This is a genomic window from Arthrobacter sp. GAS37 (assembly GCF_044908325.1).
GTDB lineage: Bacteria > Actinomycetota > Actinomycetes > Actinomycetales > Micrococcaceae > Arthrobacter > Arthrobacter ramosus.
In genome coordinates this window covers 17084-38431 of the sequence record NZ_JBIYDB010000042.1, presented here as the reverse complement: position 1 = coordinate 38431, position 21348 = coordinate 17084, and the positions used below count along the sequence as shown (strand labels likewise).

Here is a 21348-nt window from a genome sequence, read left to right as displayed (position 1 = left end):
CGTGCCATCAACACTTGCTATGAAAAGTCAGGGTCCTCTCGACCGGAGGACCAAGCAAGTAGCCCAAACCGAAATTTGACGCGTATAGGAGCATCACAGGGAACTCCAGAAAATATGCCGAATACGAGCCAGTCCGGCCGATGTACGACCCGATCCGAGGGGCAGGGTGTGCATATTGTGGACACCCCATTTCTTGGTCTTCGAACTCCCCCACCGACTGTGCATCGGGGATTCCGGGCCACCAGCCTGGGACCCCCTCGACAGCACCTACCGTCGAATCAGGTGTTTCTCGATCAGGATGGAGCTGTGCTGCAAATCGATGTTTCCGGCGGCCACGCCCACAACCAGATCGAAGCCCGCTTCGGTGTTGAAGTCGTGCCGGTAGCCGTTGATCCAGAGCAGCAGGACCATAAGCATCCAGGCGGTGCGTTTGTTGCCGTCGATGAGCGGATGAAACCTGGCCACGGACTCGAGGAGGGCGGCCGCCTTCAGGGCAAATTGAGGATAGGCTTCCGTACCCATGACCGTCGTTGCGGCCGCGCCAGGGCGGAGGCGAGCAGCCCGACGTCGCGCATCTGGAACCCGTACCGGTCGATCACCTGCAGCGCGTCCTCGATTTCGAGGTACGAACTCATGCATCCTCAAGGCGTTTAAGAAGCGCCGCGTCATGTCTCATCACGAAATCCAGACCCTCATTGATCCCGCGACGGCGGCCGTGCCGTTGCAGGACCAGCTCGGCCCCCTGGAGCAGCAGCGCGGACTTGGAAGCGTGCAACTCGGCGGCAAAGCCTCGAGGAGGTCTGGAGCTTGACAGCCACCGTCATCCAATTCGGCCCCATAAACACGACAGCAGGACAGCTCATGCTGCCCTGCATCTCCTGGATCGTGTTCTCCGCCGGCCTGAGCCTCTATGCCGGTTCTCGATTTCCTACTCCGGCGCGGCGCATGACTTCCGCTTCCTGCTCCAGTAGCCGGATACGTCCCACGGTAGCAATGTCGCGGGCCGGGGATCGGAGTGTCGGGCTCAAACGATGCCCGACGCTCCCAACAGCCGCCCGATGAGGAATGTAAATGCCAGAGCCAAGGCCCCACCGATGACTACCCTGAACCCGGCCCGCCGCTTCGAACCCCCGCCGATCCGGGCACCCAGGCTGCCGGTGGCAGCCAAGGCCGCCAGCACCACAGCGAACGTGACAGCAACCCGCCATGGCGCCGGTGGCAAAAGAATCCCGAGCAGAGGCAGGACAGCGCCGACGGCGAAGCTCACGGCAGAAGCGAACGCCGCGTGCCACGGGCTGACGACGTCGTCCTCGTCGATGTTTAATTCCGCGGCCAGATGGGCCGCCAGGACGTCCTGCTCAGTCAACTCCTCGGCAACACGGCGGGCCGTCTCCGGTCTCAATCCCTTTTGCTCATAAAGGGCCGTCAGCTCCGCGAGCTCCTCCTCGGGCTTCTCGGCCAGTTCCCGACGTTCCTTAGCAATAAGGTCCCTCTGGCTGTCCCTCTGGCTGCTGACGGACACGTACTCCCCTAACGCCATCGACACGGCCCCGCCGACCAGAGCGGCGACGCCGGCCGTCAGGATGGTCCCGGTGCCCGCCGTCGCTCCGGCAACCCCCACCACGATCGCGGCGACCGAAACGATTCCGTCGTTGGCCCCCAGGATGCTGGCCCGCAACCAGTTCAACCGCGCGGACAAATCCACCCGGTGCGGCTCGCCCTCATGCAGCGCCTCCGAACCCGTACCCGTCATGCCCCCATCCAACCACGCGCTCGCCACCGCTGGTACCCCGAGAAACTTGGGCAATCCGGCCCGTCCTTGAAGCGCTGTTGGGAAGACCTGCGGGCCAACATCGAAACGGCTATGGGCAGACACCGTGACTTTCGGCCCTACTTCTCGGGGCAGTCACAGGCCACGCTAACGGAGAAGGGAATCAACCTTGAAGCGAGAGGAAAGTCATGGGCCAGGAAGCATCCACAGGCAGGATCGTTGTTGGGGTTGATGGATCGGAAGCCTCGATCGAGGCACTCAAACGGGCCCAGAACCTTGCGGTGCCGTTGGGAGCGCAGGTCATTGCCACGGCTTACTGGGAATTCCCTCAGGTCTATGGCGGCTATGTGGCCATGGGCATCGATGGCTTCGAGGAAAGCACCGGGCAGATCCTCAAGGAATCCTTGGAAAAGGCATTTGGTCCGGACGTGCCCGAAAACGTGGTTTCCCGCCTTGTCCGGGGTCATACCCGGGAGTCTCTTATTGAGGCCAGCCGGGATGCCGACATGATCGTGGTGGGCAGGCGGGGACATGGAGGATTCGGCGGGCTGCTGGTCGGATCGGTGAGTTCAGCCTGTGTGGCACATGCCCTCTGCCCCGTCCTCGTTGTCCATGCACCGGAGAACAATTGATCGGCACGGACGATCGAAGGATCCATGATGCGTGAACCGGAAAGAGGAGAACAAAATGTCCCTGCCCAACATGGAACCCAGTCGCATTGATGGCGCCCGGCATGTCTCGAACGAACTCAGCGAAGAACGCTGCTGGGAGCTACTGTGCTCACAGGACACAGGCCGCTTTGGCTTCAACTACAACAACAGAGTGATGATCCTTCCCGTCAGCTACCTTGTCCACAATCGAGCCATCTACTTCCGCACCTCTGCCACCGGAACCATCGGGATCGCCGTTCCTCGCCTGAACACTTCATTCGAGATTGACGAAGCGAGGTCAGACAGAAGCGAAGGTTGGTCGGTTCTGGCCAGCGGGCCTTCCTCGCATGTGGAGGAACCCGAGTTGCTGACCTATCTTTGGGGACAGGTCATGGAAGAACCTTGGGCCGGCGGGGAGAGGAACAACTTCATCCGGATGCACGCAGCAGTCGTAACAGGCCGCCACGTGCATTTACGCTAAGTCCGGACCTCTCGGCGCCAATCGTCGACGGCGCTCCGGCGTCGGCTAGCGCCCGGCCATGTACAAGGCCCTTCGGCCATTGTGAGCCGTCGGAGGGTCGTGAACAATGACATGGCCGGACAAACGATGATGGACCGGCGCGACCGCGGCCACAGACTGCATGACAGGAGGACCATGAATCAGCCAGCAGCACAAGGCGGCCCACGGAACTCCGGCGCGGGACCAATCAGTGTGTACGTCCTCGACGACCATGAGCTCGTCCGAAGAGGACTTCGCGAACTTCTGGAAAGCGAGGGCTTCGAAGTGGTCGGCATGTCCGGCTCCGCGGAGGAAGCCACCCGGCGTATCCCGGCGTTGCGCCCGGACGTGTCGATTCTGGACGGCCGGTTGCCGGACGGTACCGGGATCGAAGTGTGCCGGGATGTGCGTTCCATCGATCCCTCGCTGAATTGCCTGATTCTGACCAGTTACGATGACGAACAGGCCCTGCGGGGTGCGGTTCTTGCCGGTGCCTCGGGATATGTCTTGAAAGAAATCGGTGGCACGGACCTTTTGGATGCCTTGCGCCGGGCGGCCAGGGGCGAATCCTTGTTTGACGCAGGGGTGAAGGCGAAAATCATCCAGGGACTCACCGAGCCTCAGCGGGTGGATCCCAGAGTCGCCTCACTGACTCCTCAGGAGCGACGGGTCTTGGAACTCGTCGGCCTGGGCATGACGAACCGCCAGATCGGTGAGCAAATGCTGCTGGCCGAAAAGACCGTGAAGAACTATGTGTCCTCGATGTTGGCCAAACTCGGATTTGAACGACGTACCCAGGCAGCCGTCTACATGGCCCACGGAGCAGAGACGGATACGGGAACGGTTCGCTGACGGTTCAGAAGGACCGTTCAGCAGGCCGGAACCGACCACACCAAGGTCGTCCCTTGCTCTGGCGAACTCTTGACAGTGCAAAGGCCGTTCAACTCGAGTGCCCGCTGTTCCATGTTCACCAAGCCATTCCCGCGCACGGGATCGCTGAAGCCTCTTCCATTGTCTTCGATCATCAGGGTCAGCATGCCATCTGCGACCGAGACGGAGACGCCGATTGCCAGCGCTCCGGAGTGGCGGACGGCGTTACTAAGGCCTTCGGAGATGACCGCAAGTGTGTTCGCGACAGTTCCGTCATCGAGCACTGAATCGACTGCGCCGGTGAGCGTCAAATGCGGAGCGAACGACAAGGACTTCGACGCGTTTCGGACCGATTGGAGTATCCGGCTGCTCAACAACTCCTGTTCACCGGAGCTGGCCCGCAAGGAGTAGATCGTATTGCGAAGATCCCGGATGGTCTCATCAAGTTCCGCCGTGACCGCATCGATCCGGTTCAATGCAGGTTCGCCTGTCGTGAAGCGGCGCAGGCTCTGGATGCTCAAGCCTGCGGCGAAGAGCCGCTGGATGACGACGTCGTGCAGGTCCTTCGCGATGCGGTCCCTGTCCGTGAAAACCACCAGTTGTTCGCGGAGCCGGTGGCTTCGATCAAGCTCCAGGGCCAGGGCAACGTGTGAGCCGAATACGGCCCCCATCTCCATGTCCGTCCGTGAGAATGGCCCTTTCCCGGGTTCGCGAACAAGGACCAGTAGTCCATGGTGGGCGCCCTGTGCGGTCAGATCGATCGCCAGGAGCTTTCCCAACGAAGACCCGTCGCGATTGCCGAGGATCTCCCCGGCCTCATCCAGGCAAGCTGGCTTTCCTGTGGCCGCGACAGCCTTGATTTCAGCGGAATCCATGGGCAAGATCCGCCCCGCGAATTTCGCGCCGTCCGATCCCGCAGCGCCGGCGACACCGTAGGTGCCCACCCGGCCGTCAGGAACCAGGATCAGGGCAAGTTGCGATTCCGATTCACGGAGTGCCCTGTCTGCGATCAGGTCCAGCGCCACCTTGTCAGGTTCCGCCATCCGGTCATCGCCTAGCATCCGGCCCGTAACGTCCATACATGCCTCGAGCCATGAGGAGCGGCGACGAGCGTCCTCGTACAAGCGCGCGTTCTCGATGGCCACGCCGGCTGCGGCGGCCAACGCCACCGCCAGATCTTCGTCTTCCGGAGTGAAGTCGCCGCCCTCTTTCTCGGTCAGGTACAGATTCCCGAAGACGACGTCGCGCACGCGCACCGGAACGCCGAGAAAAGACTTCATGGGTGGGTGATGCTCCGGGAATCCGTAAGACCTCGGGTGCTGGCGCAGATCGTGAAGACGCAGGGGCGCGGGTTCGGTGATCAGCAGACCGAGAACGCCGTGCCCGGTCGGCAGCGGCCCGATGCGATGGGAAAGTTCCTCATCGATGCCCACAGTGACAAAGTGACTCAGCGACTCGTTCTCACCGATGACTCCAAGCGCCCCGTACCGGGCGTGCAACAGCCGGCAGGCTGAAGTCACGACCCTGTCCAGCACAGCCTCAAGGCTCAAATCTTCGGCAACGGCCACTACCGCTTCCAGAAGGCCGCGCATGTGTTCCTGGGCATCAAGGAGTTCTCCGGCCCGGGCCAGAAAGTCCCTGAGCAGGTCTTCGATCGGGATCCCGGTGACGTGCGGACGATCAGCCCGCACAGGGTCTGGACTGGAGCCGTCCATCTACCACCTTCCGGACAATAGCCGCCCACATTGATACGAAGGCCCACATCGAAGCAGGTGGCCCATCCGATGACAGACTACTCCGGCGCTCTATCTTCCTCCAGACAAACGGGCGGTGCGCCCTGCACGGGCCTTTGTGCCCTGTTCCACCGCCACGTCCGGGCGTAGCCTCTGCGACATGACGAACAAACCATCAACACCGGAGCCAGAGGTCCTGGAGCCCCCTCAATGCTGGGAACTGTTGCGTGGCGTACCGGTGGGACGCCTCGCCGTCTGGGTGGAAGACCACCCGGACATCTTCCCTATCAACTACAAGGTCGACCACGGCACCCTCGTCTTCCGGACCGGGGAAGGAACCAAACTCTACTCGGCCCTGGGTGAAACACCCGTGGCCGTGGAAGCCGACGGCGTCAACCCGGACACCGGGGTGGCGTGGAGCGTGGTTGTGAAAGGGCAGGCCGTCGCCATTAAGCTCACCCAAGAGGTGCTCGATACAGTCGGGCTGCTTCTTTTCCCGTGGCAGGCGGGCCGTAAAGACCACTTCATCCGCATCGTCCCGACGTCGATCACCGGGCGCCGCTTCACCGTCACCCCTCCCCTGACGTGGCGGAGCCCCCTTGACGACGCCACCCGAGCCGGCCTTGAATGAGCGCAGCGTCCGGCGGGTCTAAAGCCCCTAACGACGGCGGACATCCACCGGTAGCGTGAACCTCATGAACCCTCAATCAGTGGACCCGGTTGAAAGACTCACTCCTGACGAATGCTTTGAGCTACTGGGCCAATCGACAGTGGGCAGGCTGGCCGTGATCGTCGAGAGCCATCCGGACATCTTCCCCGTGAACTACGTCGTGGACCACGGCTCCATCGTCTTCCGGACCGGTATCGGCACGAAATTCTGGAGCACCATGCGGGACCCTTGCGCACTGGAAATCGATGGCTTCGATGCTGGCTCCGGGAAGGCCTGGAGCGTCGTCGTGCGCGGTTCGGCCCATCTGATTCTCGACCGGCAGGAAACGGCCGCCGCCGATGCCCTGCATCTGGACCCTTGGCAACCAGGCACCAAAAGCCACTATCTGCGCCTGACCTGGGATGCTGTCACCGGACGCCGGTTCAAGACCACCCGGCCTGACATCTGGGCCACACCAGTGTGGGATGCCCGCTCTGAGCTGTTCCACTGACCCTGCAGTTGCTGGCCGGCACCCCCAAAGGTAGTGCTTGCCCTATTGGACGGATCCACAATGAAAGCGCTCGTCTATGCCGGCCCTGGAAAGATGTCTTGGACCGATGTTCCGGAACCTCGTATCCTCCACCCCACCGACGCCATCGTCCGCATCGATACCACCACGATCTGTGGAACCGATCTGCATATCCTCAAAGGTGACGTGCCGGCAGTCCAAGAGGGGCGGGTCCTAGGACACGAAGGTGTAGGCACCGTGACCGAAGTAGGTGCTTCCGTCACCGGGTTCACGACCGGAGACCGAGTGGTCATCTCCTGCATCAAATCCTGCGGCCACTGCAGCAACTGCAAGAAGGGCCTCTACTCGCACTGCTCCGGAGAGGAAGGCCAGCCCGGAACAGGATGGATTTTCGGCCATCTCATCGACGGGACTCAGGCAGAATACGTGCGAGTCCCGTATGCGGAGAACTCCCTCTATAAGCTGCCTGCCGGGGTCACCGACGACCAAGCCGTCATGCTCTCCGACATTCTGCCCACGGCATTCGAAATCGGGGTCCAGGCCGGGCGGATCAAGCCAGGTGACACTGTCGCCGTCGTCGGTGCCGGCCCCATCGGCCTGGCGGCAATGCTCACGTCAGGACTTCACGGTGCCGCGACGGTCATCGCGATCGACCCTGATGAGGGGCGCCTGGCCCGGGCCCGGGAATTCGGCGCAACAGAAGTCGTGAACCCGGACAATCCCGGGTGGATCGAGGACGTCATGGCCTTCACAGACGGCGCCGGCGTGGACGTTGCCATTGAAGCTGTGGGGATCCCGGACACCTTCGATATGGCACTTGGCCTTGTGCGGCCGGGCGGAAACGTGGCCAACGTTGGGGTGCACGGCAGGCCTGTTGAGTTACGTCTGCAGGAACTCTGGATCCGCAACATTTCCATCAGCATGGGACTCGTCAACACCAACACCACCCCCATGCTTCTCCGGCTTGTGGCCCAGCACAAAATCCCGGCTGAGAAATTCGCGACCCACCACTTCCCGCTGGAGCAAATCCTGGATGCCTACGACACGTTCTCGAGGGCAAAGGAAACGCACGCCCTGAAGGTCATCCTCAGCCGGGGCTCTGACCACTAGACGCCCGGAAAGGAGCCATTGAAAGGTCAGAGATCACGACGCATCCGGAGCCGGCGCTGGATTCACCGGCGGGCGGGTTATCAACGTGGGGCACTGGACATTGAGCAAGACGTGCTGGGCAACCGAGCCGACGAGCACGCGGGCCCCGCCTCTTCCTTTGCACCCTATGACCAAGAGCCGTGCATGGGCGCTGGCGTCAAGGAGCGCTTCGTCCGGGGGATGCTGGTGGTCCAGGATCTCGTGCACGACCAGGCCCGGGTAGCGCCCGGACAGGCCCGCGACCGATGCGGACAGTAGCGTGCGCCCGTCGAGCTCAGGCTCCGGAGGATCTCCGTGGACAGAGCTCCCAGGAGGAGAAGGAGGTCCGGTTTCACGACCGGCATGGACAAGCGTCAGACCCTGCCTCATCCGTTGTGCTTCGTTGGCGGCGCACTCGACGGCGAGATCGGAATCGCTTGAGCCATCGACGCCAACCACTACCCCTGTTGATTCCTGCGTTGAAGCGGCAGGGACGACCACGACCGCGCACTGACTGATGACGGCGATCTGAAAACTGACCGAGCCGAACCCTTCTCCGTGGCTGTCAGGTCGCCGGTCAGTTCCCACAACGACCATTTCAGTGTCCACGGAGAGCGTCCGCATGCTCTCCGCGGGTTCTCCGGAGCACAGGGTCGTGACCACATCCAGGGAGGGAACCCGTACCGCGGCGCGGGACGCCTCGCTCTTCAGCAAGTCTTTGGCCTGCGCGATCGCGCTCTCGTGGAGGGCTTTCTCGGGGAACGCCCACAGCTCGGGAACCGCATGGACGAAGTTAAGCTGAAGGCCCAGATCGCGGGCGCGTTCCGCCGCCCAGTCCCCCGCAATACCGGCCACCGCCGACCCATCCGTTCCAACAAGAATCTGTTTCTTCACGAGCCCAGGCGCCTTCCAGCAAGCTGCAGTCATCTTCTTCCAGTGTCATTGGCCGCGCCGGTGACCCGCTAGGGCCGGAAGACCCTCCCGCCCGGCGCTTGTGCCGGGTTATGGTCCTCAAGGGGTGTCGCGTCTTGTGGCCCGGTGCTGCTTGTCTTCGCGAAAGGACATCGTCTTGCTGATCCTTGTATTGAATCCGGGTTCCTCATCCTTGAAATACCAGGTGCGGCGCATCGGAGCATCTGGAACGAGCCCGGCTCTCCTGCTTGATCGAGTGGTTGATGGGCCGCAGGAGGGCCCGCTGGGTTCTGGTTTCCTTGGTGCTGTGTTCGATGTGGTCGACGCGGCGATTGATAACGAAACGGATGGAGGGCCCCTTGAGGCCATCGGTCACCGTGTGGTGCATGGTGGGGAACGCTTCGGTTCGCCCGTCTGCGTCACCCGGGACGTTATGGGGGCAATAGAGGAACTTGGCGAGTTGGCGCCGCTCCATAACGCGGCAAGTGTGGCGTGCATGCGGGCAGCGGCCGACCGCTGGCCTGACACTCCGCAGGTCGCCGTTTTCGACACGGCATTCCACCACACGATGCCTGAGTTTGCATCCCGCTACGCCGTTCCGGAGGACCTTTATACGAGACACGGGATCCGGCGCTACGGTTTCCACGGGATCTCCGTCGAGATGGCGTGCCGCGACACGGCGGCGTTCCTCGGCGTCCCGGTAAGTTCACTGAACGCCGTTGTCGCGCACCTTGGCAATGGCGCCTCTGTGACCGCTATCAAGAACGGCTGCAGCGCCGATACGTCCATGGGTATGACACCGCTGGAGGGACTGGTCATGGGTACCCGTTCCGGCGATCTTGATCCGTCTGTTGTCACTCTCTTGCAGCGCCGCGGCCTTGGACCGGACGAGATCGATGAGCTCCTCAACCATCGGGCAGGGCTGCTGGGCGTGGCCGGTTCATCCGACATGCGCACGGTCCAGGACGCTGTGCGACACGGGGACCCCCGTGCGGTTCTAGCCTCGGACATGGCCGCTTACCGGCTGGCCAAATATATCGCCGCCTACAACATGGTGGTCGGCGGGGCTGGGGCCTTGGTCTTTACAGGCGGTATCGGTGAGCATTCCGTCCAGTTCAGGTCGCGGGTCATGTCGCTGCTCGGGCCTCTCGGCCTCTTCATCGACGAGGACAGGAACGACTCCGGCGAAGCCGGCGTCCGCGTTATCAGCACCGACGGATCAAGGTTTCCGGCCCTGGTCGTCCCGAGCGACGAGGAACGCGCCATCGCGGAGGCAACGGCCGCCGTCGTACTTTCGGATGATCCACCGATTCGAAGCATCAACGAATAGAAACGGATTCCGCCGGAGACGGACGGTTCAGCTGGAATCGGGAAGCAGACCCGTAAGCCGCCGACGCAATGGAGGCACTGGCACAACCGCGGCAACAGGCGCGCTGAAGCGGGCGGCGCGGCGGGAGATGTGGTGGGTTTCCGGGCGACGGCGGACGGGCGTCGGCACGCCCGGCAACTGCTGCGCGGCCCGGGCGAAGAACCACTGCTTGGCGAATTCCACCATCACCATGTAGATAACGATCATTCCCAGTACCGCCAGGAAGAACGGCACCGGCAACGGATCGAAGCCCAGCACACCTGCCAGCGGTGACAACGGCAGGAAGATCCCCGCGGCCACAACTGCCAGGGATGCACTCAACAGACCAAGCGAGGGACGGCTGCGCAGGAACGGAACTCTCCGGGTCCGGATGGCGAAAATGATGAGGGTCTGCGTGGCGATGGATTCGATGAACCAGCCCGCCCGGAACTCCCCCGGGACGGCGTTGAAGACGAACAGCATGAGGGCGAAGGTCGCAAAGTCGAAGATTGAGCTGATCGGCCCGAAGAGGAACATGAAGCGCCGGATGAACGCGATGTTCCAGTGCGACGGTGCCAGCAGTTGTTCCTTGTCCACGCGGTCGCCCGGGATGGCCAGTTGGCCGCTGTCGTAGAGCAGGTTGTTGAGCAGGATCTGCCCCGGCAGCATGGGCAGGAAGCTCAGCACCACCGACGCCGTGGCCGCGCTGAACATGTTGCCGAAGTTGCTGGACGTTCCCATCAGCACGTACTTGATGGTGTTCGCGAAGATTCTCCGGCCCTCCATCACGCCTTCGGCCAGGACGCCAAGGTCCTTTTCCAAAAGCACTACGTCGGCAGCATCCTTGGCGACGTCGGTGGCGCTGTCCACGGAGATCCCGATGTCTGCGCGGTGCAAGGCCAGGGCGTCGTTGACGCCGTCCCCCAGGAAACCCACGGCCCCGCCGCTTTGGCGCAGCAACGTGATGATGCGGGCTTTTTGCTCGGGCGAGACGCGGGCAAAGATGGTGGCTTCCCGGGCGGTGGCGGCCAGCTCAGTATCGGACAGGGCGTCCACGTCCGCACCGGTGAGGGTTCCGCCGGAGACCACACCGAGCACGGAGCACACCTTTTCGGCGACTTTGGCGTTGTCCCCGGTGGCGATTTTCACGGAGATGCCCAGCGTGGCCAGCCGTTCGAGGGACCCTTTCGCGTTTGCCTTGGGCCGGTCGAGGAAAACGAGGAAGCCAGCCAGGTCGAGGTCCTTTTCGTCATCGGGTGTGATGCGACTCAGCCCCGACGCTGGGCGGGTGGCCACCGCGACGACGCGAGATCCGGCGTCGAACTGTTCGTCCAGCATGGCTTGCACGCTGGCCGAGGTCGGCCCGCAGAGGGCGAGCACATCTTCGGGGGCACCCTTGGTGACCAGGCGCGCCGGGCCGCCGGCTTCCCGCACCAGCACGCTGGTGCGCCGGCGCTGGTGGTCGAAGTCGATCAGGTCGAGGCGCTCAAAGCGGGCGGGATCAAAGAGTGCCGCGCCGGTGCTTTCCCAGAGGGCGGCATCGAGAGGGTTCTGCCCGGCCGTGGATCGTTTGGCCTCGGCGTAGTCGGTTTCGGTGGCCAGCAAACCCAAGGTGAGGAGTCCGACGTCGGACACGTCAGAGGAGGCGGGGAGCGCGCCGGTGAAACTGATCCGCCCCTCGGTGAGCGTGCCGGTCTTGTCGGTGACCAGGATGTCCATGTCGCCCAGGTCCTCGATGCAGACCAGTCGTTTGACCAGGACTTTCCGTCGGGCCAGCTGGCGTGTGCCGGTAGCGAGGCTGGTGCTCACGACGGCGGGCAGCAGTTGCGGCGTGATGCCGACGGCGATTGCCAGGGAGAACAGCAACGATTCGATCAGCGGACGGTGCAGCAGCAGGTTCGCGATGAAGATCAGCGTGGTGAGCCCGATAGCCACCTGCAAAAGCAGGAACGAGAACCGCTTCAGGCCAAGCTGGAATTCGGTCTGGGGCTGCCGTTGTCCCAGGCCCAGCGCGATCCGGCCGAATTCGGCGCGGCCGCCGGTGGCCACCACCACGCCGGTGCAGCCGCCGGACTGGATGACGGTGCCCATGAAGACGCAGGATGCAAGGTCGCCCAAGGACGAGCCGGGCGCCACCGGCGCCGGATCCTTGCCGGCCGGCAGGGACTCCCCCGTCAGGATGCTTTCGTCGCAGAGGAGGTTCTTGGTGCTCAGGAGGCGGATGTCGGCGGGGACGATGGCGCCCAGGCTCAGGTGTACGACGTCGCCCGGCACCAGAGCGGTGACGTCCACGTCCTGCGTGGTTCCGTCGCGGAGCACGACGGCGCGGTGGGTCACCCGGGAATGCAAGGCTTCGGAGGCCCGTTCGGCGCGGAATTCATTGGTGAAGCCCAAGCCCACACTGACCAGCAGGATCACGCCGATCACGATCGAATTCGTGGCATCGCCCAGGAAAAGGGACAGCCCGGCCGTGATGATCAGCAGGATGAGGATGGGGCTGGCGAATTGCCGGCCCAACACCGCCCACCCGTTGGCCCGGTGCGTGCGCACCGCGTTCGGGCCGAGTTCTGCAAGGCGTTCCGAGGCCTCTTTGGTGGTCAACCCTGCCAGGCTGGAGCCCAGGTGATCCAGCACTTGGTCCGGCTGAAGGCACGCGGCGTCGGTGATCGGCAACTGTTGGGAGTGCCGCTCCTGGACGTTGAGATCTGACATGCCGTATCCGTTCGAATGCATCGTCTGAGGGAGTCGCCCTTGGGATAAGGGTACGGCTTGGGGAGAGGTGGTTGACGAACCACCTCTCGGCGAGGACAACCACGCTTTAGGTGGAGTTATGAGTGGGGTGCCGCTGCGGCGCAGCCTAGGGCCCTATGGCCCTAACCGCCCCGCCGTGTATCTGACACCGTGAAGACCAGCACTGTGAAGACCAGACTGTCCAGGCGCCAGAAACGCGTGCATTCGGCACGCCGTCGACCCCGGAAGAGGCAACCACATGGAAACAACAACCGCCATCCCGGAGGCTGGGGGTGAGGACTTTGAGCTGCTGGACCGGTATTGGTCCGCGGCCAACTACCTCACAGTGGCCCAGATCTACCTCCAGGAAAATCCCCTGCTGCGGGAACCGTTGCTGCCCAGCCACATCAAACCGCGCCTTCTGGGGCATTGGGGAACCAGCCCTGGATTGTCGCTTGTCTATGCGCATTTGAACCGGCTGATCAGACGGACCTCAGCCGAGGTCCTGTTCGTTGCGGGTCCGGGCCACGGTGGGCCCGCCGTCGTCGCCAATGTCTACCTTGAGGGCACCTACTCGGAGATCTATCCGAAGGTGGAGATGGATGTCCCCGGGCTCCTGCGGCTTGTCCGGCAGTTTTCCACACCGGGCGGGGTATCGAGCCACGTCGGCCCTGCTACTCCTGGGTCAATCCACGAAGGAGGCGAGCTTGGCTACTCCTTGATGCACGCCACGGGCGCCGCCATGGACAACCCCGGGCTGATTGTGGCCTGCGTTATCGGCGACGGCGAAGCCGAGACCGGCCCGTTGGAAGGATCATGGAAGGCGCCATCCTTTCTCAACCCGGCCCGGGACGGTGCCGTGTTGCCGATCTTGCATCTGAACGGGCACAAGATCTCCGGCCCCACCGTTCTAGGCCGCAGATCCGACGAGGACGTAGAGTTGCTGCTCAGGGCCCATGGCTGGGATCCGGTGACCGTCTCCGGCGATGATCCCCAGCTTGTCCACCACGCCCTCGCCGCAGCGATGGACGCGGCGTATGCGAGCATCCGCGAACTACAATCACAGGCGCTCACCCATGGTGCACACGGCCCGGTGCGGTGGCCTGCCATCATCCTGCGAACACCCAAAGGGTGGACCGGGCCGGCCATGGTCGACGGGCTCCCCGTCGAAGGAACCTTCCGTTCCCACCAAGTACCCCTGGCAGGGGTCCGCGAGAACCCCGGACACCTGGCCCAGCTGGAGGCCTGGATGCGCTCCTACCGGCCGGAAACCCTCTTCGACAGCGCGGGCCGGCTCGTCCCCGAACTGGCCGCGCTTGCCCCGGAAGGCAGTCTTCGCATGAGCGCCGTACGCGCGGGCCGGGGCGGTGCCGGCACTCCCCTGGGAATCCCCGACTTGGGACGGTACGCGCTGCCGCCGGCGCCCCGGGGATCGGTCATCCATGAGACCACAAGGCCCCTGGGTGAACTGCTCCGGGACATCTACATCGCTACGGCCAACGATCCCCGGTTCCGGCTCTTCTGCCCCGACGAAACCAACAGCAACCGGCTCGGCGCTGTCTTCCAGGCCACCGACCGCTGCCTTCTGGAGCCCGCCAGGGACGGCGATCATGCCCTCCCCGGAGACCACGTCTCAGCGGGAGGCAGGGTCATGGAAGTCCTCTCCGAACATTTGTGTCAAGGCTGGTTGGAGGGATACCTGCTCACCGGGCGCCATGGCCTCTTCGCCAGCTATGAGGCCTTCGCGATGGTCAGCGCGTCGATGACCATCCAACACGCCAAATGGCTCCAGCACGCGCGGGAACTTGAATGGCGCGCACCGGTGCCGAGCCTGAACATCCTGTTGACCTCCACCTGCTGGCGCAACGACCACAACGGATTCAGCCACCAGGGGCCCGGATTGATCGACACTGTGCTGTCCCTGTCAGGGACGGTCACCCGCGTCTATCTGCCGCCGGACGCGAACACGCTTCTCGTCACCGCCGAACACATCCTGCGCAGCAGGGACTACGTGAACCTGGTGGTCGTCGACAAGCAGCCCCACCCGCAGTACTTGACGCTCGAGGAGGCCAGGGAGCATGCCGCGGCGGGCGCGTCCATCTGGTCCTGGGCGGGCAACGAGGAGCCTGGTGCTGCAGGCGCCGGGCCCGACGTCGTCATGGCCTGTGCCGGAGACATCCCCACCCAAGAAACGCTGGCCGCCGCCTGGCTACTGCAAAAGCATCTCCCTGAACTTACGGTCCGCGTCGTCAACGTCATGGATGCCATGGTCCTTCCGCCCCGCGACATCCACCCCCACGGCATGTCCCCGGAGAAATTCGTGGAACTCTTTACCGCTGACGGAGAAGTCATCATGGCCTGGCACGGCTACGCACGGGCCCTCCACCAGCTCTTGCACGGAAGGCCACAGCCGGAGCGGTTCCACGTTCGCGGCTATAACGAACAAGGAACCACCACCACACCCTTTGACATGGTGGTCCTCAACAAGATGAGCCGCTACCACTTGGTCCTCGAAGCACTGCGTCGCGTCCACCGCCAGGTCCCCGGCGCGGATGAACTGGCCGGCTTTTGCCGCAGTCAGCTCGACGCACACACGCTGTACATCCGCGAACACTTCGAGGACCTCCCGGAGATCCGCGACTGGGTCTGGACACCGCCTCGTCCCTAACGTCTGTTCGAGAGGCAGCTATTCTCAACGAGGGAAACATGTGACCCACCAGCCAGCCCTGAACCATCCCGGCGTTAAAGGTATCCGCTCCCCCATCGAACCCGGTTTGTCCAGCGCTGAGGTCATGGCCCGAACGGAAGCAGGACTGGCCAACAGTGTTTCCGGTAGTCCAAGCAGAACACTGTGGCAGATCTTCCGGGGGAACGTTCTGACGCTGTTCAACGCCATTGTGGGCTGCAGCTTTGCACTCCTGCTTCTGCTGGGCCAATGGAAGGATGCGCTCTTCGGACTGGCTGCCGTGGGCAATATCCTGATTGGTGTCGTTCAGGAATACCGGGCCAAAAAGTCATTGGACCGGCTCGCGATTCTCAACGCCTCCCTCGCCCGCGTGGTTCGCGACGGCACTGCGCAAGATATTGACATGCAGGACGTCGTCCGCGACGACATCCTCCTGCTGGGCGTCGGCGACCAAGTGCCCGCGGACGCGTCCATCATCGATGGCGACGGCCTGGAAATTGACGAATCGCTACTGACGGGCGAATCAAATCCCGTGAGCAAGGGACCGGGATCGGAAGTGCTCTCCGGCTCCAGCGTTGTAGCCGGCCACGGCAGGGCCCTGGTGGTCCGAGTCGGCGCCGACTCCTTCGCCAGCAACATCACCGCCGAAGCCAAACGGTTCTCCATGGTCAACTCCGAGATCCGCAACAGTCTCAACAGGGTCCTCAGTTGGATCACCTGGCTGCTGTTGCCTGTCATGGTCCTTGTCGTCAACGGGCAAATGCAGGCCAACGGCGGCTGGGAGCAAGCCATCGCCACGGGACGTTGGAGTACGGGTGCCGTGGGTGCGGTCGCCAGCGTCATTGCGATGATCCCGCTGGGCCTGGTGCTCCTCACAAGCGTCGCTTTCGCCGTCGGCGGGATACGGCTGGCCCGTCAGAAAGTCCTGATCCAGGAACTGGCAGCTGTCGAAGGCCTCGCCCGTGTGGACGTGCTCTGCCTGGACAAGACGGGAACGCTCACCGAAGGTCGGATTGTCTTCGACGCCATCCACGAAACCAGTGCGTCCCCGGACTCCGGGTGGAGGCAGGTTCTAGGCTGGTTCGGAGCGGACCCCCAGGCCAATGCCACCGCTCGCTGCCTCGCCGAGCGATTTCCATCCGAGGAGGGCCTTCACCCGCTCTCGACGGCGGCGTTCTCATCTGTCCGCAAGTGGAGCGCCGTCACTTTCGGCGCGGACCAATTCGTCTCCGGCACATGGGTACTGGGCGCTCCGGAAATGGTCCTTCGCGGTGACACCTTAGGCACAGCGCGCGTCCTTGAGGCGGCGGCCCGCCTGGCTTCCTCCGGTCTGCGCACCTTGGTACTGGCTCATGCGTCTGGAACGCTCCCGGTTCAGGGCGCCGACGATGCCCAGTCGCCGGCCGGCTGCGCCCCGATCTGCCTGCTGACCTTCCGGGAGAAGGTGCGTCCGGACGCTGCAAGAATCCTCGGCTATTTCCGCGAGGAGGGCGTGGAATTGCGGATCATCTCCGGGGACGATCCCCGCACCGTCGCCGCCGTCGCCCGCGAGGTGGGACTGGACGCGAAAAACGGGTACGACGCACGGAAACTGCCGAAGGATCCGGAACTGGTGCTTGAAGTGCTGGAGAATAATGTGGTGTTCGGGCGCGTCACCCCGGAACAGAAGAGGGACATGGTCCTTGCGCTGCAGCGTGGCGGCCATACCGTCGCGATGACCGGGGACGGGGTTAACGACGTACCTGCGCTCAAGGCAGCCGACATCGGTATAGCCATGGGTTCGGCCGCGGCTGCCAGCAAGGCCGTGTCCCGCCTCGTTCTCCTTGACGGGCGCTTCGACAGGCTCCCCGGAGTGGTCGCAGAGGGCAGACGCGTCATCGCGAATATTGAACGGGTTTCGGTCCTGTTCCTTAGCAAGACCGCCTACGCCATCGTCCTCTCCGTCACCTTCGGATCACTCCTCATGGAGTTCCCGTTCCTGCCACGCCAGCTCTCGGCCACCGACGGCCTCACCATCGGAATCCCGGCGTTCTTCCTTGCCCTCATGCCCAATACCCGCCGCTACTCCCCGGGATTCCTTAAACGCTCCCTCTCATTCGCCGTACCCGCAGGGCTTATCGTCGCTGCCGCCGTCTTTGGCGTCAACGTCTACGCAATGGCTGTCGGCGGCCACACAATCAGTGCCACCCGCACAGCCTCGGTTCTCACGCTTTCACTCACGGGCCTGTGGACACTGGCAGCCATTTCGCGCCCACTCAACCTGCGACGCGCAGCCATCATCGGAGCGATGTACCTTGGCCTGGTCTTTGTGCTGACCGTGCCCCCCCTCCAAGACTTCTTCGGCTTGGAATGGCCCCCGAACGATCTTCTCCTTGCGGCGCTTGGAAGCGGACTCGGAGGAATCCTCGCTATTGAACCCCTTCACCAATTCCAGGGCCGGCGAAACGCCCGGAAATAGCCCCGGACCGAGGGAAGCCTCCTCACGGCCGGCGCCTTAGAGCAGCGCGGCGCGCCGCGAGCTCCGTTTCGTCGATCTCGCCCCGCGCGAAACGCTCATTGAGGATACGCTCGGAATCATCATCCGGTGGCCCGTGGAAACCCCGTCCGCCCGCGTGGTTCCCGCGCAGCAGGAGGACCACCAGGCGGCTATGCCACCCCAGAACAGCAGCATCATCAGCCCCGTGGCGAGCCAACCGCCGATGCCGATGCCTCCACCCCATCCATACATCATGGCCAATTTCCTTTGCTCTGGATTGCCTGCTTACATCCAGTGTTGCTCGTTCCCTGCCCCTACCACAGGGCATTTGGTCACACCGCCGGGCCTTTCGGCACTACAGCAGGGGAAGGGGGCTCAATAGGCTGCAGGGAGTCGCGGGTGTTCATACCCGAGGCTGCGTACCCGAACGACGGACCAGAGCTAGATGACATAGGAGCAGACGTGTCACTCCCCAGCATGGACGCAGGCCGCGTTGACGGCGGACTGCACGTAGCGGAAGAACTCAGCGAGGAACAGTGCCGGGACTTCTTGCGCTCAAATACCACCGGGCGTTTCGGCTTTGTTCGGCAAGGCAGGGTGGTGATCCTGCCCGTGAACTATCTGGTCGACGGCCAGTCCATTTACTTCCGCACTGCCAGCGACGGATCCATCGCGGATTCAGTCCCTTCACCCGAGGCGTCCTTTCAAATCGACGATTCGCGTGCCGACCGGAGCGAGGGTTGGTCGGTGCTGCTCACCGGGGCGTCCTCCCAGGTTGAGGACAAGGATCTACTGACCCGGCTATGGGGAAAAGTCATGGCCGAGCCGTGGGCCGGCGGGGCAAGGAACCTCTTTATCCGGATCCAGGCACAGATGGTCACCGGACGCCGCGTGCACCTGGAGTGAACCGGCCCGTTCAGTACAAGTCGCTCGGGGCCAGTTCGTCATCTTCCGGTCCCCGGTGAATGCGCCTCCCGGTGATGGACGTCGGGACGATTTCAACGAAAACCCGCTTCTTGGTAGAGGTCAATTGTTGGCGGGGAATCCTTTCGGCGGCTTCAATCTCGGCACCGGACTCCAGCTGCCGTGCCTTGCCTTTAAGCACGACGCTCCAGACGGATTGGCTACCTATCCCGTCAATCTCCAAGGCGACTTGGTTGTTGATCGTGAGCGCGAACAGCTTCTCCCCCGGATTCGTGCGGAGCAGGATTTTTCCGTCGTGGGCTACGAAATTGATCGGATAGATCTCGGGTTCGTTGGCGATGCTTAATGCCAATCGCCCCAACGTCGCACCCAAAAGGATATTCCAGCATTCTTCCTGGTCAAGGACTTCCACGGGGTTTGCGGTATCCGGTGACATGGCCGGTCCTTTCGATGGTCGGTATTCCTGCGATTCAAGCATGCACGTGGCCGGCATCATCCAATAGGGCCCTTAGACCCGTGTTTGTTGGACAGCAACCTTGTAGCGTTTCGTTCTAAGGACAGGTTCTCACCCTCAGGAACGCCCTTCATCGAAAGAGGCCATGATGCTCGGAATCAAACAGTCGGATGCTGGAATGCCGGATCCCGGAATCTATTTCCAGTGGGGTGATTTCCTGATCCAATTCGGCAATCTGATGGTCATTGCCATTATGGTCGCGTTATTTGTTCTCGCTCTGGTCGTTCCGTTTCCGGGCCGAAGGAGCCGGAAATGACCGTTGACCATGAGCCTATTTCAACTGCTGACGGCGGCGAGCCACGCTTTTCCACCTGGACAGGCAAGGCCCGGGGCTGGGCCTTGCGCCGGCTGCCGCCGGACAAGCTGCTTCCCGAAGGCCAACCGAGCTACGTATCGTCCTGGATATACGTTTTCGGCATGGGTGCCGTTGCCGCCCTCGTCTACATCATTGGATCCGGCATCGTGCTGGCACTGAACGGTCCCACCTGGTTCCATGTCTCCAGTCTTGGCCGTTTCATCAACAGCACCCATTTGTGGAGCGTTGAACTGTTCTTCATGTTCATGGTGATCCACCTCTGGGGCAAATATTGGATGGCAGCCTGGCGAGGCGGGCGCGTACTGACCTGGATCACCGGGATGCTCGCGTTCGTCGTCTCGATCGTAACGGCCTTCACCGGATACCTGCTTCAAACAAATTTTGACTCGCAATGGATTGCCTTCCAAGCCAAAGACGCCCTCAACGCCGTCGGTATAGGTGCCTGGTTCAACGTCGCCGATCTAGGTCAACTACTCATGTGGCACGTCACGCTCCTCCCCCTGGCCGTCGCCGTCGTCGTCGCCCTCCACGTCGTGCTCGTCCGGATGCACGGCGTAGTGCCTCCGCTGGAGGCCGACGCATCCGACGCCCAACTACGCCCAGCGACACCAAACCCGGCCGCGGACGTCGAGGACAAGAAATGACAAAAACCCCAGTATCAACCTCGTGGCGCACACGGAACGACATCGCCAGCAGGCCATGGGGCGGCACATTGCGCGAATACGACCTGTTCAAGGAGCTCGCTGTTGGAGTAGTCGTTGTCGGGCTGCTGGTTCTCGGCCTCTCCGCGGTCTTCAGCTCGCCGGACGACCCGAGTGTGACCCTCAAGTCATGGGCGCAGGCCCAGCCCGCGGATTTCGTGGCAACCGCCACCGCCGAACTTGGAGGCACCAGCCGCACAGCAGGGTACGGACCACCCTACAATTCGACGCCCGATGCCTCGCAAAAACTCGGCCCGATCGATCTGCAAAGCCTTTCCGGCGTACGGCTCCCGATCGACACCGGCAACGACCTCGTCATCGGCCCGCTCCAAACCCTTCCAACACCCCCGGCCGCCATCGACGAATGGACGAAGGCTAGCGACGCCCAACACACCGCCTGGACCGCCGCGTACGGGGACGCACTCAGCAAAGCCCCGGACAACGACCCGGCGAAGGTTCCGGCCGGCGACTACGGCCCGGTACCGGCCCTCACCGGAGCCCTTCTGGCCATGGCGCAGCAAGGGACCCTTGATCCGGTGCTGGGCGCAAAAGGTTTGTTCTACAACACCGACTACAAAGCCAGCATTCTGTTCCTCGGCGACGGCAGCTACTTCCCCGGCCTTGCCGACGCCCAGCATCTGACAGGCGACCAGTGGGGAATGATGAATGAAACGGGGAACTACCCCGGCCAGTCCTGGCTCTGGCTCTTCTCCGCCCTTTACCAAGTGGAACCGTTCAAATCATCGCCGAACGCCGACGTACTCGTCGTGTTTTCCATGGTGATCCTGACGCTCCTCCTGACCCTGGTGCCCTTCATCCCCGGACTCAGGTCGTTGCCCCGCCGCATCCCTGTGCACCGGCTGATCTGGAGGGACTACTACAAGCACCGGTAGTCCCGCCTGCAGGCGCCCG

At 63.0% G+C, this 21348-nt stretch carries 22 protein-coding genes; 14 read left to right on the top strand and 8 right to left on the bottom strand.

The genetic code is table 11. The features are described 5' to 3' along the window. Nucleotides 1-267: 267 nt before the first annotated feature. Nucleotides 268-522 (bottom strand): type II toxin-antitoxin system death-on-curing family toxin, encoded by a 255-nt coding sequence (locus ABH924_RS21535; RefSeq protein WP_404502093.1) that lies wholly within the window; start codon nt 520-522, stop codon nt 268-270. Beyond that, nucleotides 489-635, bottom strand: coding sequence for a hypothetical protein (locus ABH924_RS21530; RefSeq protein WP_404502091.1), 147 nt, complete (start codon nt 633-635; stop codon nt 489-491). The genes ABH924_RS21535 and ABH924_RS21530 overlap by 34 nt, the downstream gene beginning before the upstream one ends. Before the next feature lie 32 nt (nt 636-667). Between ABH924_RS21530 and ABH924_RS21525 the strand changes: the two genes are divergently transcribed. Further along, nucleotides 668-811, top strand: coding sequence for a hypothetical protein (locus ABH924_RS21525; protein ID WP_404502089.1), 144 nt, complete (start codon nt 668-670; stop codon nt 809-811). Between the two features lie 213 nt (nt 812-1024). On the opposite strand, the gene ABH924_RS21520 is transcribed toward ABH924_RS21525, so the two are convergent. After that, on the bottom strand, nt 1025-1753 hold the full coding sequence (locus tag ABH924_RS21520) for a VIT family protein (protein ID WP_234754139.1): 729 nt from the start codon (nt 1751-1753) through the stop codon (nt 1025-1027). Nucleotides 1754-1959: 206 nt separating this feature from the next. Between ABH924_RS21520 and ABH924_RS21515 the strand changes: the two genes are divergently transcribed. The 3 genes from ABH924_RS21515 to ABH924_RS21505 all read left to right on the top strand — a co-directional run bounded on the left by ABH924_RS21515 (nt 1960) and on the right by ABH924_RS21505 (nt 3772). After that, nucleotides 1960-2403: a universal stress protein gene (locus tag ABH924_RS21515; RefSeq protein ID WP_404502086.1), complete on the top strand. Its 444-nt coding sequence runs from the start codon at nt 1960-1962 to the stop codon at nt 2401-2403. A 55-nt stretch (nt 2404-2458) separates the two neighbouring features. Further along, on the top strand, nt 2459-2902 hold the full coding sequence (locus ABH924_RS21510; RefSeq protein ID WP_234754117.1) for a pyridoxamine 5'-phosphate oxidase family protein: 444 nt from the start codon (nt 2459-2461) through the stop codon (nt 2900-2902). Between the two features lie 174 nt (nt 2903-3076). Next, nucleotides 3077-3772 carry a response regulator gene (locus tag ABH924_RS21505; protein ID WP_404502084.1) on the top strand — a complete coding sequence of 232 codons (696 nt, stop codon included), beginning with the start codon at nt 3077-3079 and terminating at the stop codon, nt 3770-3772. A 17-nt stretch (nt 3773-3789) separates the two neighbouring features. Here ABH924_RS21505 and ABH924_RS21500 read toward each other — a convergent pair whose 3' ends face one another. Then, nucleotides 3790-5505: a GAF domain-containing protein gene (locus ABH924_RS21500; protein ID WP_404502082.1), complete on the bottom strand. Its 1716-nt coding sequence runs from the start codon at nt 5503-5505 to the stop codon at nt 3790-3792. Between the two features lie 178 nt (nt 5506-5683). On the opposite strand from ABH924_RS21500, the gene ABH924_RS21495 reads away from it, so the two are divergent. From ABH924_RS21495 to ABH924_RS21485, 3 genes are all read left to right on the top strand, one after another. Then, entirely contained in the window at nt 5684-6154 is a 471-nt protein-coding gene (locus ABH924_RS21495; protein ID WP_404502080.1) for a pyridoxamine 5'-phosphate oxidase family protein, read from the top strand. A 64-nt stretch (nt 6155-6218) separates the two neighbouring features. Continuing rightward, entirely contained in the window at nt 6219-6683 is a 465-nt protein-coding gene (locus ABH924_RS21490) for a pyridoxamine 5'-phosphate oxidase family protein (RefSeq protein WP_234754113.1), read from the top strand. A 60-nt stretch (nt 6684-6743) separates the two neighbouring features. After that, a complete protein-coding gene (locus ABH924_RS21485) occupies nt 6744-7811 on the top strand; it encodes a zinc-dependent alcohol dehydrogenase family protein (RefSeq protein WP_404502078.1) in 1068 nt (355 codons plus the stop codon). Nucleotides 7812-7844: 33 nt separating this feature from the next. Here the strand turns inward: ABH924_RS21485 and ABH924_RS21480 are convergent, their stop codons facing one another. Then, nucleotides 7845-8723: a universal stress protein gene (locus ABH924_RS21480; protein WP_404502076.1), complete on the bottom strand. Its 879-nt coding sequence runs from the start codon at nt 8721-8723 to the stop codon at nt 7845-7847. A 175-nt stretch (nt 8724-8898) separates the two neighbouring features. Here ABH924_RS21480 and ABH924_RS21475 point away from each other — a divergent pair, with 175 nt between their 5' ends. Continuing rightward, nucleotides 8899-10071, top strand: coding sequence for an acetate/propionate family kinase (locus ABH924_RS21475; protein ID WP_404502074.1), 1173 nt, complete (start codon nt 8899-8901; stop codon nt 10069-10071). Nucleotides 10072-10098: 27 nt separating this feature from the next. Here the strand turns inward: ABH924_RS21475 and mgtA are convergent, their stop codons facing one another. Next, nucleotides 10099-12801: a magnesium-translocating P-type ATPase gene (gene mgtA / locus ABH924_RS21470; protein WP_404502072.1), complete on the bottom strand. Its 2703-nt coding sequence runs from the start codon at nt 12799-12801 to the stop codon at nt 10099-10101. Nucleotides 12802-13078: 277 nt separating this feature from the next. Here mgtA and ABH924_RS21465 point away from each other — a divergent pair, with 277 nt between their 5' ends. Both ABH924_RS21465 and ABH924_RS21460 read left to right on the top strand, forming a co-directional pair. After that, nucleotides 13079-15487, top strand: a complete 2409-nt coding sequence (locus tag ABH924_RS21465; protein WP_404502070.1) for a phosphoketolase — start codon at nt 13079-13081, stop codon at nt 15485-15487. Between the two features lie 40 nt (nt 15488-15527). Then, nucleotides 15528-17963, top strand: coding sequence for an HAD-IC family P-type ATPase (locus ABH924_RS21460; RefSeq protein WP_404502068.1), 2436 nt, complete (start codon nt 15528-15530; stop codon nt 17961-17963). Nucleotides 17964-17999: 36 nt separating this feature from the next. Here the strand turns inward: ABH924_RS21460 and ABH924_RS21455 are convergent, their stop codons facing one another. Further along, nucleotides 18000-18236, bottom strand: coding sequence for a hypothetical protein (locus ABH924_RS21455; RefSeq protein WP_404502066.1), 237 nt, complete (start codon nt 18234-18236; stop codon nt 18000-18002). Nucleotides 18237-18443: 207 nt separating this feature from the next. On the opposite strand from ABH924_RS21455, the gene ABH924_RS21450 reads away from it, so the two are divergent. Further along, nucleotides 18444-18887 (top strand): pyridoxamine 5'-phosphate oxidase family protein, encoded by a 444-nt coding sequence (locus tag ABH924_RS21450; RefSeq protein WP_404502064.1) that lies wholly within the window; start codon nt 18444-18446, stop codon nt 18885-18887. Between the two features lie 10 nt (nt 18888-18897). Here ABH924_RS21450 and ABH924_RS21445 read toward each other — a convergent pair whose 3' ends face one another. Beyond that, nucleotides 18898-19341, bottom strand: coding sequence for a pyridoxamine 5'-phosphate oxidase family protein (locus ABH924_RS21445; RefSeq protein ID WP_404502062.1), 444 nt, complete (start codon nt 19339-19341; stop codon nt 18898-18900). A gap of 163 nt (nt 19342-19504) precedes the next feature. Here ABH924_RS21445 and ABH924_RS21440 point away from each other — a divergent pair, with 163 nt between their 5' ends. Genes ABH924_RS21440 through ABH924_RS21430 form a run of 3 tightly spaced genes read left to right on the top strand, consistent with a single transcriptional unit; the run spans nt 19505 to nt 21329 of the window. Further along, the gene (locus tag ABH924_RS21440; protein ID WP_404502060.1) at nt 19505-19675 is read left to right on the top strand and encodes a hypothetical protein; all 171 of its coding nucleotides are present in this window, start codon (nt 19505-19507) and stop codon (nt 19673-19675) included. After that, nucleotides 19672-20379: a cytochrome b N-terminal domain-containing protein gene (locus ABH924_RS21435; RefSeq protein ID WP_404502058.1), complete on the top strand. Its 708-nt coding sequence runs from the start codon at nt 19672-19674 to the stop codon at nt 20377-20379. The genes ABH924_RS21440 and ABH924_RS21435 overlap by 4 nt, the downstream gene beginning before the upstream one ends. Further along, nucleotides 20376-21329, top strand: coding sequence for a hypothetical protein (locus ABH924_RS21430; RefSeq protein WP_234754103.1), 954 nt, complete (start codon nt 20376-20378; stop codon nt 21327-21329). Before ABH924_RS21435 ends, ABH924_RS21430 begins: the two co-directional genes overlap by 4 nt. The last annotated feature ends 19 nt before the right edge of the window (nt 21330-21348 follow it).